This is a genomic window from Kribbella sp. NPDC051770 (genome assembly GCF_040681455.1).
Taxonomy (GTDB): Bacteria; Actinomycetota; Actinomycetes; order Propionibacteriales; family Kribbellaceae; genus Kribbella.
The window spans coordinates 355962-369920 of record NZ_JBFAYT010000006.1; the positions used below are offsets into that span (position 1 = coordinate 355962).

The window sequence follows — 13959 nt, forward strand, 5'->3', positions numbered from 1 at the left end:
CCATGCTGACCCCGGTACTGTCCGACAACTGGGACCAGATCCGCTCCTGGCAGCTGGCGTCGTACCAGCGCTCCGGCGGGTACGACGCGCTGCGGACCGCGCTGCGGATGCAGCCGGCCGATGTGGTCACCGCCGTCAAGGACTCCGGTCTGCGCGGCCGTGGCGGCGCGGGCTTCCCGACCGGTATGAAGTGGTCGTTCATCCCGCAGGACAACCCGAAGCCGAAGTACCTCGTCGTCAACGCCGACGAGTCCGAGCCGGGCACCTGCAAGGACATCCCGCTGATGATGGCCTCGCCGCACACGCTGGTCGAGGGCGTCATCATCGCGTCCTACGCGATCCGCGCGTCGACGGCGTTCATCTACGTCCGCGGTGAGGTGCTGCACGTCGTACGGCGGTTGCAGCAGGCCGTGCAGGACGCGAAGGACGCCGGCCTGATCGGCGCGAACATCCTCGGCAGCGGCTACGACCTGGACGTCATCGTGCACGCCGGCGCCGGTGCCTACATCTGCGGCGAGGAGACGGCACTGCTCGACTCGCTGGAAGGTCGTCGCGGTCAACCCCGGCTGCGTCCCCCCTTCCCGGCCGTGGCCGGTCTGTACGGCTGCCCCACTGTCATCAACAACGTCGAGTCGATCGCGTCTGTTCCCGCCATCATCAAGAACGGCGTGGACTGGTTCGGCTCGATGGGCACCGAGAAGTCCAAGGGCATGACGCTGTACTCGCTGTCCGGACACGTCACCCGGCCCGGCCAGTACGAGGCGCCGATGGGTATCACGCTGCGCCAGCTGCTCGACCTGGCCGGCGGGGTCCGCGAGGGCCACACGCTGAAGTTCTGGACGCCGGGTGGTTCGTCGACGCCGCTGCTGACCGACGCGCACCTCGACGTACCGCTGGACTACGAGGGCGTCGGCGCGGCCGGCTCCCTGCTCGGCACCAAGGCGCTGCAGATCTTCGACGACACCGTCTGCGTGGTCCGCTCGGTGCTGCGCTGGACCGAGTTCTACAAGCACGAGTCCTGCGGCAAGTGCACGCCGTGCCGCGAAGGCACCTGGTGGCTGGTCCAGATCCTGGAGCGGCTGGAGAAGGGCCAGGGCAGCGAGGCCGACCTGGAGACGCTGCTCGACCTGAGCGAGAACATCACCGGCCGCTCGTTCTGCGCGCTGGCCGACGGTGCGACCGCGCCGATCACCAGCTCGATCCAGCACTTCAAGGACGAGTACCTCGCGCACTTCACCCACGGCGGCTGCCCGTTCGACCCGATGGCGTCCGCCGTCTTCGCGACCGCTGGAGCAACCGCATGACCATCCAAGCCAACCCCCCGTCGGGCGCCGAGGTCGAGAAGGTCGACCTGGTCACCGTGACCATCGACGACATCGAGGTCAAGGTCCCGAAGAACACCCTGCTGATCCGGGCGGCGGAGCAGGCCGGGATCCAGATCCCGCGGTTCTGCGACCACCCGCTGCTCGACCCGGTCGGCGCCTGCCGCCAGTGCCTGGTCGAGATCCCGGACGCCGGCAACGGCCGCGGGATGCCGAAGCCGCAGGCCTCCTGCACGATCACCGTCGCCGACAACATGGTGGTCCGGACCCAGGTGACGTCGCCGGTCGCGGACAAGGCGCAGCACGGGATCATGGAGTTCCTGCTGATCAACCACCCGCTGGACTGCCCGGTCTGCGACAAGGGTGGCGAGTGCCCGCTGCAGAACCAGGCGATGACCAACGGCAACGGCGAGAGCCGGTTCGACGCGGTCAAGCGGACCTTCCCGAAGCCGATCAACATTTCGGCCGAGGTGCTGCTGGACCGCGAGCGCTGCGTGCTCTGCGCCCGCTGCACCCGGTTCTCCGAGCAGATCGCCGGTGACCCGTTCATCGCGCTGGTCGAGCGCGGTGCGCTGCAGCAGGTCGGGATCTACGAGAAGGAGCCCTTCGAGAGCTACTTCTCCGGCAACACGATCCAGATCTGCCCGGTCGGCGCGCTCACCAGCGCGGCGTACCGGTTCCGCTCGCGGCCGTTCGACCTGGTGTCGGTTCCGTCGGTGGCTGAGCACGACGCCTCCGGTGCGGCGATCCGGGTCGACTACCGGCGCGGCAAGGTGATGCGGCGGCTGTCCGGCGACGACCCGGCGGTCAACGAGGAGTGGATCTCCGACCGGGACCGGTTCGCGTTCAACTACGCGACCACCGGCGACCGGCTGACCCACCCGCAGATCCGGGAGAACGGCGAGCTGCGGCCGGCTTCCTGGCCGGAGGCGCTGACCTTCGCCGCGCAGAAGCTCACCGCGGCGCGCGGCAACGCGGCCGTCCTGACCGGTGGCCGGCTGACCCTCGAGGACGCCTACGCGTACTCGAAGTTCGCGCGGGTCGCCCTGGGCAGCAACGACATCGACTTCCGGGCCCGCCCGCACTCGCCGGAGGAGGCCGACTTCCTGGCCGCCGCGGTGGCCGGGACCGGACTCGGTACGACGTTCGCCGACCTGGAGCGGGCCGGTACGGTCCTGCTCGCCGGGTTCGAGCCCGAGGAGGAGGCGCCGACGGTGTTCCTCCGCCTCCGCAAGGGCGTGCGGAACCGGGGCACCAAGGTCTTCACGATCGCGTCGCTGGCCTCGCGCGGTGTCGAGAAGCTGAACGGTGTCGTCGTCTCGACGACGCCGGGCACCGAGGCCGCCGTACTGGCCGACCTGGGCAACCAGGGCGACACCGGGGCGGCTGCGAAGGCGGCGCTCGGGCCGGACGCGGTGATCATCGTCGGTGAGCGGCTCGCGACGGTGCCGGGTGCACTGTCCGCGGCGCTGCGGCTGGCGCTCGACACCGGTGCCCAGCTCGCGTGGATCCCGCGTCGTGCGGGTGACCGCGGCGCGCTCGAGGCCGGCTGCCTCCCGGGTCTGCTGCCCGGTGGCCGCCTGGTCTCCGACGTACAGGCTCGGGTCGACCTGCAGGCCGCGTGGGGTGTCGACAGCCTCCCCGCCACCGCGGGCCGCGACACCGGCGAGATCCTGGCCTCGGCCGGGTCGCTGCAGGCCCTGGTCGTCGCCGGCGTCGAGATCGACGACCTGCCGGACCCGGCGGCCGCGCTGGCCGCGCTCGAAGCCGCGCCGTTCGTGGTCAGCTTCGAGGTCCGCAGCTCGCAGGTCACCGAGCACGCCGACGTGATCTTCCCCGTCGTACCGCCGGCCGAGAAGGACGGCACCTTCGTGAACTGGGAGGGCCGCGAGCGGCCGTTCCCGGTCGTGCTCAAGGTGCCGGCCGCGATGCCCGACGTGCGCGCGCTGGCCGCGCTGGCCCAGGAGATGGACCTGTCGCTCGGGTTCAGCACCCCGGCCGGTGCCAAGCGCGAGTACGACGAGCTCGGCCGCTGGGACGGCGACCGCGCGCAGGAGCCGACGTACCAGGCCGGTCCGTCGCTCGGTGCGTTCGACTCGACCCGCCTGGCCACCTGGCGGATGCTGATCGACGCCAGCCGTGGCAACGACGGTGAGCCGCACCTGGTCGCGACCGCGCGCAAGCCGGTCGCCCGGCTGTCGGCGACGACCGCGCACCGGGTCGGGGTCGCCGACGGCGACGAGCTGGTGGTCAGCACCGACGCCGGCTCGATCCGGCTGCCGGTCGTGATCACCCCGATGACCGACAACGTGGTCTGGCTGCCGACGAACTCGGCCGACTCGCACGTCCGCCGCGCGCTGCACGCCGACCACGGCTCGATCGTGACCATCGCCGGAGGAAACTCATGAGTCTCGTCGTCCCGATGGCCGACGTACCGGATGCCGGCTTCGGCAACGACCCCTGGTGGGTCGTCGGCATCAAGGTGCTGCTGGTCTTCGTCTTCCTGGTCGTGCTGACCCTGTTCAACATCTGGTGGGAACGCCGGGTGGTGGCGCGGATGCAGCACCGGGTCGGCCCGAACGTGCACGGCCCGTTCGGTCTGCTCCAGTCGCTGGCCGACGGTATGAAGCTGATGTTCAAGGAAGACCTGATGCCGAAGGGCGTGGACAAGCTCGTCTACGTCGCGGCGCCGGTGATCGTCTCGATCCCGGCCTTCCTGACCTTCGCGGTGATCCCGTTCGGCCCGACGGTGAAGATCCCGTTCACCGACACCTACACCCGGCTGCAGATCACCGACCTGCCGGTCTCGGTGCTGTACGTGATGGCGATCGCCTCGATCGGCATCTACGGCATCGTGCTCGGCGGCTGGTCGTCGAACTCGACGTACTCGCTGCTCGGTGGTCTGCGCTCCAGCGCCCAGATGATCTCTTACGAGGTCGCGATGGGCCTGGCGCTGGTCACGGTGTTCCTGTTCGCCGGCTCGATGTCCACCTCGGAGATCGTCGCCGCGCAGGGCTCGCACCAGTCGGTCAGCCTGTTCGGCGCCGACATCCCGATCCCGGGCTGGTACGCGTTCCTGCTCTTCCCGTCGTTCGTGATCTACGTGATCTCGATGGTCGGCGAGACCAACCGGGCGCCGTTCGACCTCCCCGAGGCCGAGGGCGAGCTGGTCGCGGGCTTCCTGACCGAGTACTCCTCGATGAAGTACGCGATGTTCTTCCTCGCCGAGTACATCAACATGGCGACCGTGTCGGCGCTGGCCACCACGCTGTTCCTCGGCGGGTACCGGGCTCCGTGGCCGATCTCGATCTGGGACGGCGCGAACTCCGGCTACTGGCCGGTGCTCTGGTTCGTCGGCAAGATGATGTGCTTCATCTTCTTCTACATCTGGCTGCGCGGAACGCTGCCGCGACTGCGCTACGACCAGTTCATGAAGCTGGGCTGGAAGATCCTGATCCCGGTCTCGCTGGGCTGGATCGTGCTGGTCGCCACCGTTCGCGCGGTCGGCCGTGAGGTCGAGTTCCAGCGCAACTGGCTGCTGCTGGCCGCCGGGATCGTCGCGCTGATCGCGGTGATCACGATGTTCCTGCCGCAGAAGAAGACCGACCCCGAACCCGAACCGGACGGCGCCGACTTCGACGCCTTCGCCGGCGGGTTCCCCGTGCCACCACCGCTCGTCAGCACTCCGAGCGCAAGCGAAGCGGACAGTCGTAGCAAGGAAGGCAGCCGTGGCTAGCGTCAAAGAATCCCTCTGGGACCCGGTAGCGGGTTTCGGTGTCACCTTCCGGACGATGTTCCGCAAGGTGTTCACCGAGGAGTACCCGTTCGAGAAGAAGCCGACCGCCCCGCGCTTCCACGGCCGGCACCAGCTGAACCGCTGGCCGGACGGCCTGGAGAAGTGCATCGGCTGTGAGCTGTGCGCGTGGGCCTGCCCCGCGGACGCCATCTACGTCGAGGGCGCGGACAACGAGGAGGGCGGCCGGATGTCGCCCGGTGAGCGGTACGGCCGGGTGTACCAGATCAACTACCTGCGCTGCATCCTCTGCGGACTCTGCATCGAGGCGTGCCCGACCCGGGCGCTCACGATGACCAACGAGTACGAGCTGGCCGACCGCAGCCGCGAGTCCCTCATCTACGAGAAGAAGGACCTGCTGGCGCCGCTCCTGCCCGGCATGGAGGAGCCGCCGCACGCGATGCAGCTCGGCACCACCGACAAGGACTACTACCGCGGCCTGACCGGCGCGGCGGTACCCGCCGAGGGTGGTGCGGAGAAGTGACCTCCCTCGTCACCGGCGGCCAGGTCGCGTTCTGGATGCTGGCCCCGATCATGGTGCTGGCCGCGATCGCGATGATCCTGGTCCGCAAGGCGGTGCACTCGGCGCTGCTGCTGGCCACGGTGATGGTCTGCCTGGCCGTCCAGTACGCCGCGCAGGACGCGCCGTTCCTGTTCGCCGTGCAGATCATCGTCTACACCGGCGCCATCCTGATGCTGTTCCTGTTCGTGCTGATGCTGGTCGGCGTCGACGCGTCGGACTCCCTGGTGGAGACCATCCGCGGTCAGCGCCTGCTGGCCGGGCTGGCCTTCCTGGGGATCGCGGTGCTGCTGATCTTCGCGGTCGGCAACGCCGTGTACGGCGACCCGGTCGGCCTGGCCCAGGCGCAGCCCGACGGCAACCCGCACGGGATCGCCCAGCTGCTGTTCGGCAAGTACGTGTTCGCCTTCGAGGTGACCTCGGCGCTGCTGATCACCGCCGCGATGGGCGCCATGATGCTGGCCCACCGCGAGCGCCTGACCAAGAAGAAGACCCAGCGCGACCTGGCCGAGGAGCGGATCCGCAAGTACGCCGACCACGGCGTGCACCCCGGCCCGCTGCCGACGCCCGGCGTACTGGCCCGGCACAACGCCGTCGACACGCCGGCGCTGCTGCCGGACGGGTCGATCGCGCCGACCTCGGTTTCGCGGGTGCTGCAGGCCCGTGGCACCGTGTTCCCCGAGAACGAGGAGCGCGACGAGATCGACACCGTGCGCCGGATCGCCGAGGGCGACCCCGGTGACCAGGTCCCGTCCGAGCCGGAGAGCACCGACCTGAGCGGCTACGGCGAAGGAGACAAGCTGTGAGCACCGAGCCGTACATCATCTTGGCGGCGATCCTTTTCAGCATCGGTGCCCTCGGTGTTCTCGTACGCCGCAACGCCATCGTCGTGTTCATGTGCGTGGAACTGATGCTGAATGCCTGCAACCTGGCCTTCGTCAGCTTCGCCCGCCAGCACGGCAATCTCGACGGCCAGATCGCCGCCTTCTTCGTGATGGTGGTGGCCGCGGCCGAGGTCGTGATCGGCCTGGCGATCATCATGGCCATCTTCCGCACCCGTCGTTCGGCCTCGGTCGACGACGCCAACCTGCTCAAGTACTGAGGTAATCACCGATGAGTCATGAGCTCGCGTGGCTGCTGGTCGCGATCCCAGCGGTGTCGGCGGCGATCCTCCTGCTCGGTGGCAAGGCCACCAACGCCTGGGGACACCTGCTCGGCACCGCGGCGTCGCTGGCCTCCTTCGTCTGCGGCGTCCTGCTGTTCGTCCAGATGCAGGGGCACGGCGCCGAGGAGCGGTCCGAGACGGTCAAGCTGTTCGAGTGGTTCTCGGTCGGCAGCATTCACGTGGACGTGACGCTGCTGGTCGACCAGCTGTCGATCCTGTTCGTGCTGCTGATCACGGGTGTCGGGTCGCTGATCCACATCTACTCGATCGGCTACATGTCGCACGACCCGCGCCGGCGCCGCTTCTTCGCCTACCTGAACCTGTTCATCGCGGCGATGCTGCTGCTGGTGCTGGCCGCGGACTACCTGCTGGTCTTCGTCGGCTGGGAAGGCGTCGGTCTGGCGTCGTACCTGCTGATCGGCTTCTGGCAGGACCGGCACTCGGCGGCCACCGCCGCCAAGAAGGCCTTCGTGGTGAACCGCGTCGGTGACATCGGCCTCTCGCTCGCGGTGATGAGCATGTGGGCGCTGTTCGGCAGCTCGGCCTTCGCCTCGGTGAACGCCGGGGCCGAGGGGATGTCGTCGACCTGGGCCACGCTGGTCGGCCTGATGCTGCTGCTGGCGGCCTGCGGCAAGTCGGCCCAGGTGCCGCTGCAGTCCTGGCTGCTGGACGCGATGGAGGGCCCGACCCCGGTCTCGGCCCTGATCCACGCGGCGACCATGGTCACCGCCGGCGTCTACCTGGTGACCCGCTCGCACGCCATCTACGAGCAGACCGAGGCGGCCTCCACGGCGGTCGTCATCGTCGGCACCGTGACGGTGCTGGCCGGTGCGATCATCGGATGCGCCAAGGACGACATCAAGAAGGCGCTGGCCGGCTCGACGATGAGCCAGATCGGCTACATGATGCTCGCCGCCGGTCTCGGCCCGGCGGGCTACGTGTTCGCGATCTTCCACCTGATCACGCACGGCTTCTTCAAGGCCAACATGTTCCTCGGCGCCGGCTCGGTGATGCACGGCATGAACGACGACGTGAACATGCGCCACTACGGCGCCCTGCGGACGTCGATGAAGATCACCTTCGGCACCTTCCTGATGGGCTACCTGGCGATCATCGGGTTCCCGGGCTTCGCCGGCTTCTGGAGCAAGGACAAGATCATCGAGGCCGCCTTCGCAGACAACTTCGTGATCGGTCTGTGCGCCCTGCTGGCGGCCGGGGTCACCGCGTTCTACATGACGCGGCTGATGATGATGACCTTCTTCGGCAAGAAGCGCTGGGCCGAGGACGTGCACCCGCACGAGTCGCCCAAGTCGATGACGGTGCCGCTGATCGTGCTGGCCTTCCTGTCGGTCTTCGGTGGCGCGCTGTTCTTCCTCGGCGAGTGGATCGTGCACTGGCTGGAGCCGGTGGTCGGGCACGAGGAGCACCACCCGCCGGTCAGCGCGCTGGTGATGACGCTGATCACGGTCGCCGTGGTCGTCGTCGGTGCCGCGATCGGGTACCTGCGCTACCGCCAGGACATCCCGCGCGAGGCGCCGGTCAAGGTCTCGCCGGTCACCACGTTCGCCCGCCGTGACCTGTACGGCGACGCGCTCAACGAGGCGGTCCTGATGCGTCCGGGCCAGTACCTCACCCGGACGCTGGTCTGGCTGGACAACCGGGGCGTGGACGGCTCGGTGAACGGCTTGGCCGCACTCTTCGGCGGTCTGTCCGGCCGGCTCCGCCGGTTCCAGACGGGCTTCGTCCGTTCGTACGCACTCAGCATGGTCTTCGGCGCCGCTCTCGTGGTCGTCGCCCTCCTCGCGGTGAGGTTGTCGTGAACATCGGTTGGCTGACGTATCTGTTGCTCCTGCCCCTGGTGGGAGCCCTGGTCACCTTGGCGGTGCCCAAGACCAAGGCCCTGCTGGCCAAGCAGGTCTCGGTGGGCTTCTCCCTGCTGACGCTCGTGCTGACCCTGGTGATTGCCGTCGGCTACCACCAGAACGGTGCGGCGGACTACGAGGAGACGCACACCTGGATCGGGGCCTTCGGGGCGCACTTCGCGCTCGGCCTGGACGGTGTCGGGATCGTGCTGGTGGTGCTCACCGCGCTGCTCACCCCGATCGTCCAGCTGGCGTCGTGGAACGACGCCAAGTCCGGGCGCTGGAGCGAGAAGTCGTTCTTCGTCTGGCTGCTGGTGCTGGAGGCGCTGTCGCTGGGGGTCTTCGCCGCCACCGACGTGTTCCTCTTCTACGTGCTGTTCGAGGCCACGCTGATCCCGATGTACTTCCTGATCGGTGGCTTCGGCGGCGCGCAGCGCTCGTACGCCGCGGTGAAGTTCCTGCTCTACTCGCTGCTCGGCGGGCTGCTGATGCTGGCCTCGGTGATCGGCCTGTACGTCGTCTCGGCCAAGGCCGGCGACCCGTCGTACCTGCTCACCGACATGATCAAGCTGGACATGTCGCAGAACACCGAGCGCTGGCTGTTCCTCGGCTTCTTCTTCGCCTTCGCGGTGAAGGCGCCGATGGTGCCGTTCCACACCTGGCTGCCGGACGCCGCCGCCGAGGCGACGCCGGGCACCTCGGTGCTGCTGGTCGGCATCCTGGACAAGATCGGCACCTTCGGGATGATCCGGTTCTGCCTGGGCCTGTTCCCGGAGGCCTCCAAGTGGGCCACCCCGGTGGTCCTGGTGCTGGCCCTGATCAGCGTCCTGTACGGCGCGCTGGTGGCGATCGGCCAGACCGACATCAAGCGCCTGATCGCCTACACCTCGATCTCGCACTTCGGCTTCATCGTGATGGGCATCTTCGCGCTCACCTCGCAGGGGCTGACCGGGTCGACGCTCTACATGTTCAACCACGGCCTGTCGACGGCGGCGCTGTTCCTGGTCGCCGGCTACCTGATCTCGCGCCGCGGCTCGGCCCGGATCGCCGACTACGGCGGTGTCGAGAAGGTCGCGCCGGTGCTGGCCGGGACGTTCCTGTTCGCGGGTCTGTCCAGCCTGGCGCTGCCCGGCCTGTCGCCGTTCATCAGTGAGTTCATGGTGCTGGCCGGCACCTTCAGCAAGCACAAGGTGATCGCCGTGATCGCGGTGGTCGGTATCGTGCTCGCGGCGCTCTACATCCTGATCATGTACCAACGCCTGATGACCGGGCCGGTCCGCGACGGGATCGAGAAGCTGAAGGACCTGAACTTCCGCGAGGTGTTCGCGATCGCACCGCTGGTGCTGCTGATCGTCGGCTTCGGGATCTACCCCAAGCCGGTGGTCGACATCATCAAGCCGGCGGTGGAGTCGACGATGCAGATCGTCGGCGTCACCGACAAGGCCCCTGAGATCCCCGTGACGGAGGGACAGAAGTGAGTGCAGTGCTGACGGCGCAGGTTCTGCCGCTGGCGGACTTCGTCGCGCCCAAGATCGAGTACAACGAGCTGATGCCGTTGTTCGTGGTCTTCGGCGCGGCCTGCCTCGGCGTACTGGCCGAGGCGTTCCTCCCGCGGACCTGGCGGCACCTGGTCCAGGTCGCGATCGCGATCGTCGGTGTGGTCGTGGCCGGTGTGCTCACCGTGCTGCTGATGGCCGACGAGAAGAAGCTGGTGGCGGCCCAGGGCGCGATCTCGGTGGACGGCCCGGCGCTGTACACCTGGGTGATCCTGCTCGCGCTGACGCTGATCAGCCTGCTGCTGTTCGCCGAGCGGTCGGTCGACGGAGGCCTGTCGGCGTTCGCCGGCCAGGCGGCCGCCGTACCGGGCAGTGAGGCCGAGCGCGAGGGCACCGCGGCCAAGGTCGAGCACAGCGAGATCTTCCCGCTGACCATGTTCGCGATCGGCGGCATGATGCTGTTCGCGTCGGCCAACGACCTGCTGGTGCTGTTCGTGGCGCTCGAGGTCTTCTCGCTGCCGCTGTACCTGCTCTGCGGTCTGGCCCGGCGTCGCCGGCTCATCTCGCAGGAAGCGGCGATGAAGTACTTCCTGCTCGGCGCGTTCGCCTCGGCGTTCCTGCTGTTCGGTATCGCCCTGCTCTACGGGTACGCCGGCACCATGTCGCTCGGCGGTATCGCCGACGCGCTGGCCACCCAGACCGGTGGCGACGCGATCCTGTTGGCCGGCACCGGTCTGCTCGGGGTCGGCCTGCTGTTCAAGGTCGGCGCCGTGCCGTTCCACTCCTGGACGCCGGATGTCTACCAGGGCGCCCCGACGCCGGTCACCGGTTTCATGGCGGCCTGCACCAAGATCGCCGCGTTCATCGGGCTGATGCGGGTCTTCTACGTCGCGCTCGGCGGAACGCGCTGGGACTGGGCGCCGATGATGTGGATCGTCGCGATCCTCACCATGGTGGTCGGCTCGATCGTCGCGATCACCCAGACCGACGTGAAGCGGATGCTGGCCTACTCCTCGATCGCGCACGCGGGCTTCCTGCTGACCGCGTTCATCGGGCTGGCCCAGGCCGGCAGCGGCGTGCTGAACGGGATCACCTCGACCCAGGCGGTGCTGTTCTACCTGGTCACCTACGGCTTCCCGACGATCGGCGCGTTCGCCGTCGTCACGCTGGTCCGCGACGCGGGCGGCGAGGCGACGCACCTGTCGCGGTGGGCCGGGCTGGGCAAGAAGTCGCCGCTGCTCGGCGGCATCTTCGCCTTCTTCCTGCTGTCGTTCGCCGGCATCCCGCTGACCGCGGGCTTCACCGGCAAGTGGGCCGTGTTCACCGCGGCCTGGACCGGTGGCGCGTGGCCGCTGGTCGTGATCGCGGTGCTCTGCAGCCTGGTCGCCGCGTTCTTCTACGTCCGCGTGATCGTGCTGATGTTCTTCTCCGACCTGCCGGACGACGCTCCGGACGTGGTGCTGCCCGGGTGGCAGACCACGGCCGCCGTCGCCCTGGGTCTCGCCGCCACGGTGGTGCTCGGTCTGGTTCCCGGACCGATGCTCGACCTGGCGGCCCGTGCGGGTGAGTTCATCCGTTGAGTCCGACCCCGCTGCCGGCCGAGAGCCTGGGATTCGCGTTCGCCGACGAGGCGCTCGAGTCCCGGGTTCGTGCCGGGCTGGAACGGGTCGAGCAGGCGCTGCGTGACTCCACCCAGTCCGAGGCGCCGTTCGTCACCCAGGCCGCCCAGCACGTCATGGTTGCCGGAGGCAAGCGCTTCCGGCCGCTGCTGGTGCTGCTGGCGGCGGAGTTCGGGCCCCGGCCCGACGCCGCCGAGGTGGTCGACTCGGCCGTCGTGGTCGAGCTGACCCACGTCGCGACGCTGCACCACGACGACGTGATGGACGAGGCCGCGCTGCGGCGCGGCGCGTCCACCGCGAACGCGGCCTGGGACAACTCGGTCGCGATCCTGGCCGGGGACTGGCTGTTCGCCCGGGCCTCGGACCTGGTCGCCTCGCTCGGGCCGGAAGCGGTCCGGATCCAGGCGCGCACCTTCGGCCGGCTGGTCGAGGGGCAGATCCGGGAGACCCTCGGGGTCGGCGAAGGACAGGACCCGCTGGCGCACTACCTGTCGGTGGTCGCCGACAAGACCGGTTCGCTGATCGCCACCTCGGCGCTGTTCGGGGCCCGGTTCGCCGGTGCGTCCGAGGAGATCCAGGAGACGCTGCGGGCCTTCGGCGAGGAGATCGGCGCGGCCTTCCAGCTCGCCGACGACATCCTCGACATCACCTCGGAGTCGATGCAGTCCGGCAAGACCCCGGGCACCGATCTGCGCGAGGGCGTTCCGACGCTCCCGGTGCTGATCTTCCGGGCCCAGGCCGACCCGTCGGACCCCGAGGACGCCAAGCTGCTCGAGCTGCTCGACGCGGACCTCACCGACGACGCCCGGCTGGCCGAGGCGCTCACCGCGCTGCGGTCGCACCGCGCGCTGCACCAGGCCGAGGACGACGTACGCCGTCGTGCGGACGAGGCCCGCAAGCACCTCGCCGACCTGCCCGAGGGCGTGGCCCGTTCGGCGCTGGAGTCGCTCTGCGACCTGGTCGTCACCCGCTCGGTCTGAACCGAGCGGGTGGTCAGGCCGCCGCGGCCCCGGCCTGGTGGAAGACGATCTCCCGCACCTGATCGGCCTGCGCCCTGCTCAGTACGACGGCCGACACCGCCCCCGGCACGACCAGCGCCGGGTCCTGGCCGGCAAGCCTGACCAGCTCCGGCCAGCGTCTGCTGTGCCCGGCCATGCTGGTCTCGCGCACCACGCGCTGCCGCTCCGCCTGGCCTTGGCGGGCGACCTCCTCGGGGACGTCGAGCATGATCAGGTGCACCGGCAGGTCCGCCGTACGGGCTGCCCAGCCGATCAACCAGCGCGCCGACGGCCTGGTCGCGCAGTCGTGGATCACCAGCGGACCGCCACGCCGGATCGCGAGCACCACGCGCACGTAGTACGTCAGGTGAACCAGCGGCCGCCACACCCAGTACGGGATGCTCCCCAGCACCGGCCGCCATCCGTCCCGCGTCGTCGCCGAGTCCAGCACCTCGACACCGCTCCGCCCGGCGAACACCCGCCGCAGCAACGTGCTCTTGCCCGCCCCCGGAATCCCCGCCAGCACCACCACGCACTCCACCGGGTACCGCAGCACCCCAGCCGCCAGCGCCGCACCCACCATCGCGTCTCCCATCGCCGCTTTCCCCGATGGTGACGCACAGCACTGAGAACTTCCTTGGAATCAACTGAGAGTGCGGACTCAGGAGGTCTGGGCGACGAACCAGTCCCGGGTCGAGGTGGCCGTCTCGGGGAAGTTCTGCTCGACGTCGGCGACGATGTCGGCGACAGTGCGGGCGGCCAGTTCGCGGCGGTAGACCAGCTCGGCGCGGCGCATCGAGCTGCCGACCAGGCAGGTCTTGCGGTAGTCGACGGCCGGGTCGCCGTTGGGGGCGTCCTTGGCGATCTCGGTGCAGCGGAACGCGTCGTCCGGGCCGTCGATCGCGACCACGACGTCGAGCAGGGTGATCTCCTCAGGGCGCCGGGCGAGCTGGAAGCCGCCCTTCGGGCCGGAGGTCGAGGACATGATGCCGGCCCGGGTGAGCGCCTGCAGCTGCTTGTTCAGGTACGCCGTGGGCAGCTCGTAGAACGCGGCGAGCTTCTTGGCCGTGACCGGCCGGCCGGGGATCCAGCACAGGTTCACGCAGCTGTGCAGGGCCCACTCGACGCCCTCGTTCATCTTCATTACCTAGAGCCTAAATATCCAGAATAAGCGTGTCAAGATC

12 protein-coding genes are annotated in these 13959 nt (G+C 69.0%); 10 read left to right on the forward strand and 2 right to left on the reverse strand.

Features of this window, described 5'->3' with window-relative positions; translation table 11 throughout:
* Positions 1–2 precede the first annotated feature (2 nt).
* The 10 genes from nuoF to AB0M01_RS22060 all read left to right on the forward strand — a co-directional run bounded on the left by nuoF (position 3) and on the right by AB0M01_RS22060 (position 12757).
* Entirely contained in the window at positions 3–1304 is a 1302-nt protein-coding gene (gene nuoF, locus AB0M01_RS22015; RefSeq protein ID WP_363672252.1) for an NADH-quinone oxidoreductase subunit NuoF, read from the forward strand.
* Positions 1301–3730: an NADH-quinone oxidoreductase subunit G gene (locus AB0M01_RS22020; RefSeq protein WP_363672254.1), complete on the forward strand. Its 2430-nt coding sequence runs from the start codon at positions 1301–1303 to the stop codon at positions 3728–3730. The genes nuoF and AB0M01_RS22020 overlap by 4 nt, the downstream gene beginning before the upstream one ends.
* Positions 3727–5058 (forward strand): NADH-quinone oxidoreductase subunit NuoH, encoded by a 1332-nt coding sequence (gene nuoH, locus AB0M01_RS22025; protein ID WP_363672256.1) that lies wholly within the window; start codon positions 3727–3729, stop codon positions 5056–5058. The genes AB0M01_RS22020 and nuoH overlap by 4 nt, the downstream gene beginning before the upstream one ends.
* Positions 5051–5599 (forward strand): NADH-quinone oxidoreductase subunit NuoI, encoded by a 549-nt coding sequence (gene nuoI, locus AB0M01_RS22030; RefSeq protein ID WP_363672258.1) that lies wholly within the window; start codon positions 5051–5053, stop codon positions 5597–5599. The genes nuoH and nuoI overlap by 8 nt, the downstream gene beginning before the upstream one ends.
* Positions 5600–5634: 35 nt before the next feature.
* On the forward strand, positions 5635–6441 hold the full coding sequence (locus tag AB0M01_RS22035) for an NADH-quinone oxidoreductase subunit J (RefSeq protein WP_363672544.1): 807 nt from the start codon (positions 5635–5637) through the stop codon (positions 6439–6441).
* On the forward strand, positions 6438–6737 hold the full coding sequence (gene nuoK, locus AB0M01_RS22040) for an NADH-quinone oxidoreductase subunit NuoK (protein ID WP_077019076.1): 300 nt from the start codon (positions 6438–6440) through the stop codon (positions 6735–6737). The genes AB0M01_RS22035 and nuoK overlap by 4 nt, the downstream gene beginning before the upstream one ends.
* A gap of 11 nt (positions 6738–6748) precedes the next feature.
* Complete coding sequence (nuoL, locus tag AB0M01_RS22045; protein WP_363672260.1) at positions 6749–8620, forward strand: NADH-quinone oxidoreductase subunit L; 1872 nt, start codon at positions 6749–6751, stop codon at positions 8618–8620.
* Positions 8617–10140, forward strand: coding sequence for an NADH-quinone oxidoreductase subunit M (locus tag AB0M01_RS22050; RefSeq protein ID WP_363672262.1), 1524 nt, complete (start codon positions 8617–8619; stop codon positions 10138–10140). The genes nuoL and AB0M01_RS22050 overlap by 4 nt, the downstream gene beginning before the upstream one ends.
* Positions 10137–11738: an NADH-quinone oxidoreductase subunit NuoN gene (gene nuoN, locus AB0M01_RS22055; RefSeq protein ID WP_363672264.1), complete on the forward strand. Its 1602-nt coding sequence runs from the start codon at positions 10137–10139 to the stop codon at positions 11736–11738. Before AB0M01_RS22050 ends, nuoN begins: the two co-directional genes overlap by 4 nt.
* A gap of 77 nt (positions 11739–11815) precedes the next feature.
* Positions 11816–12757 carry a polyprenyl synthetase family protein gene (locus AB0M01_RS22060; protein WP_363672546.1) on the forward strand — a complete coding sequence of 314 codons (942 nt, stop codon included), beginning with the start codon at positions 11816–11818 and terminating at the stop codon, positions 12755–12757.
* A gap of 13 nt (positions 12758–12770) precedes the next feature.
* Here the strand turns inward: AB0M01_RS22060 and AB0M01_RS22065 are convergent, their stop codons facing one another.
* Together AB0M01_RS22065 and AB0M01_RS22070 are read right to left on the reverse strand one after the other, a co-directional pair.
* Entirely contained in the window at positions 12771–13370 is a 600-nt protein-coding gene (locus AB0M01_RS22065) for an AAA family ATPase (protein WP_363672266.1), read from the reverse strand.
* Positions 13371–13436: 66 nt separating this feature from the next.
* On the reverse strand, positions 13437–13919 hold the full coding sequence (locus tag AB0M01_RS22070) for an Rrf2 family transcriptional regulator (protein WP_363672268.1): 483 nt from the start codon (positions 13917–13919) through the stop codon (positions 13437–13439).
* Positions 13920–13959 lie beyond the last annotated feature (40 nt).

Bases quoted from the DNA above. Each gene is read 5' to 3' on its own strand.
- nuoL (WP_363672260.1), top strand. From the start codon at position 6,749: ATGAGTCATGAGCTCGCGTGGCTGCTGGTCGCGATCCCAGCGGTGTCG.
- nuoF (WP_363672252.1), top strand. From the start codon at position 3: ATGCTGACCCCGGTACTGTCCGACAACTGGGACCAGATCCGCTCCTGG.
- AB0M01_RS22035 (WP_363672544.1), top strand. From the start codon at position 5,635: ATGCTGGCCCCGATCATGGTGCTGGCCGCGATCGCGATGATCCTGGTC.
- AB0M01_RS22070 (WP_363672268.1), bottom strand. From the start codon at position 13,919: ATGAAGATGAACGAGGGCGTCGAGTGGGCCCTGCACAGCTGCGTGAAC.
- AB0M01_RS22065 (WP_363672266.1), bottom strand. From the start codon at position 13,370: ATGGGAGACGCGATGGTGGGTGCGGCGCTGGCGGCTGGGGTGCTGCGG.
- nuoH (WP_363672256.1), top strand. From the start codon at position 3,727: ATGAGTCTCGTCGTCCCGATGGCCGACGTACCGGATGCCGGCTTCGGC.
- AB0M01_RS22020 (WP_363672254.1), top strand. From the start codon at position 1,301: ATGACCATCCAAGCCAACCCCCCGTCGGGCGCCGAGGTCGAGAAGGTC.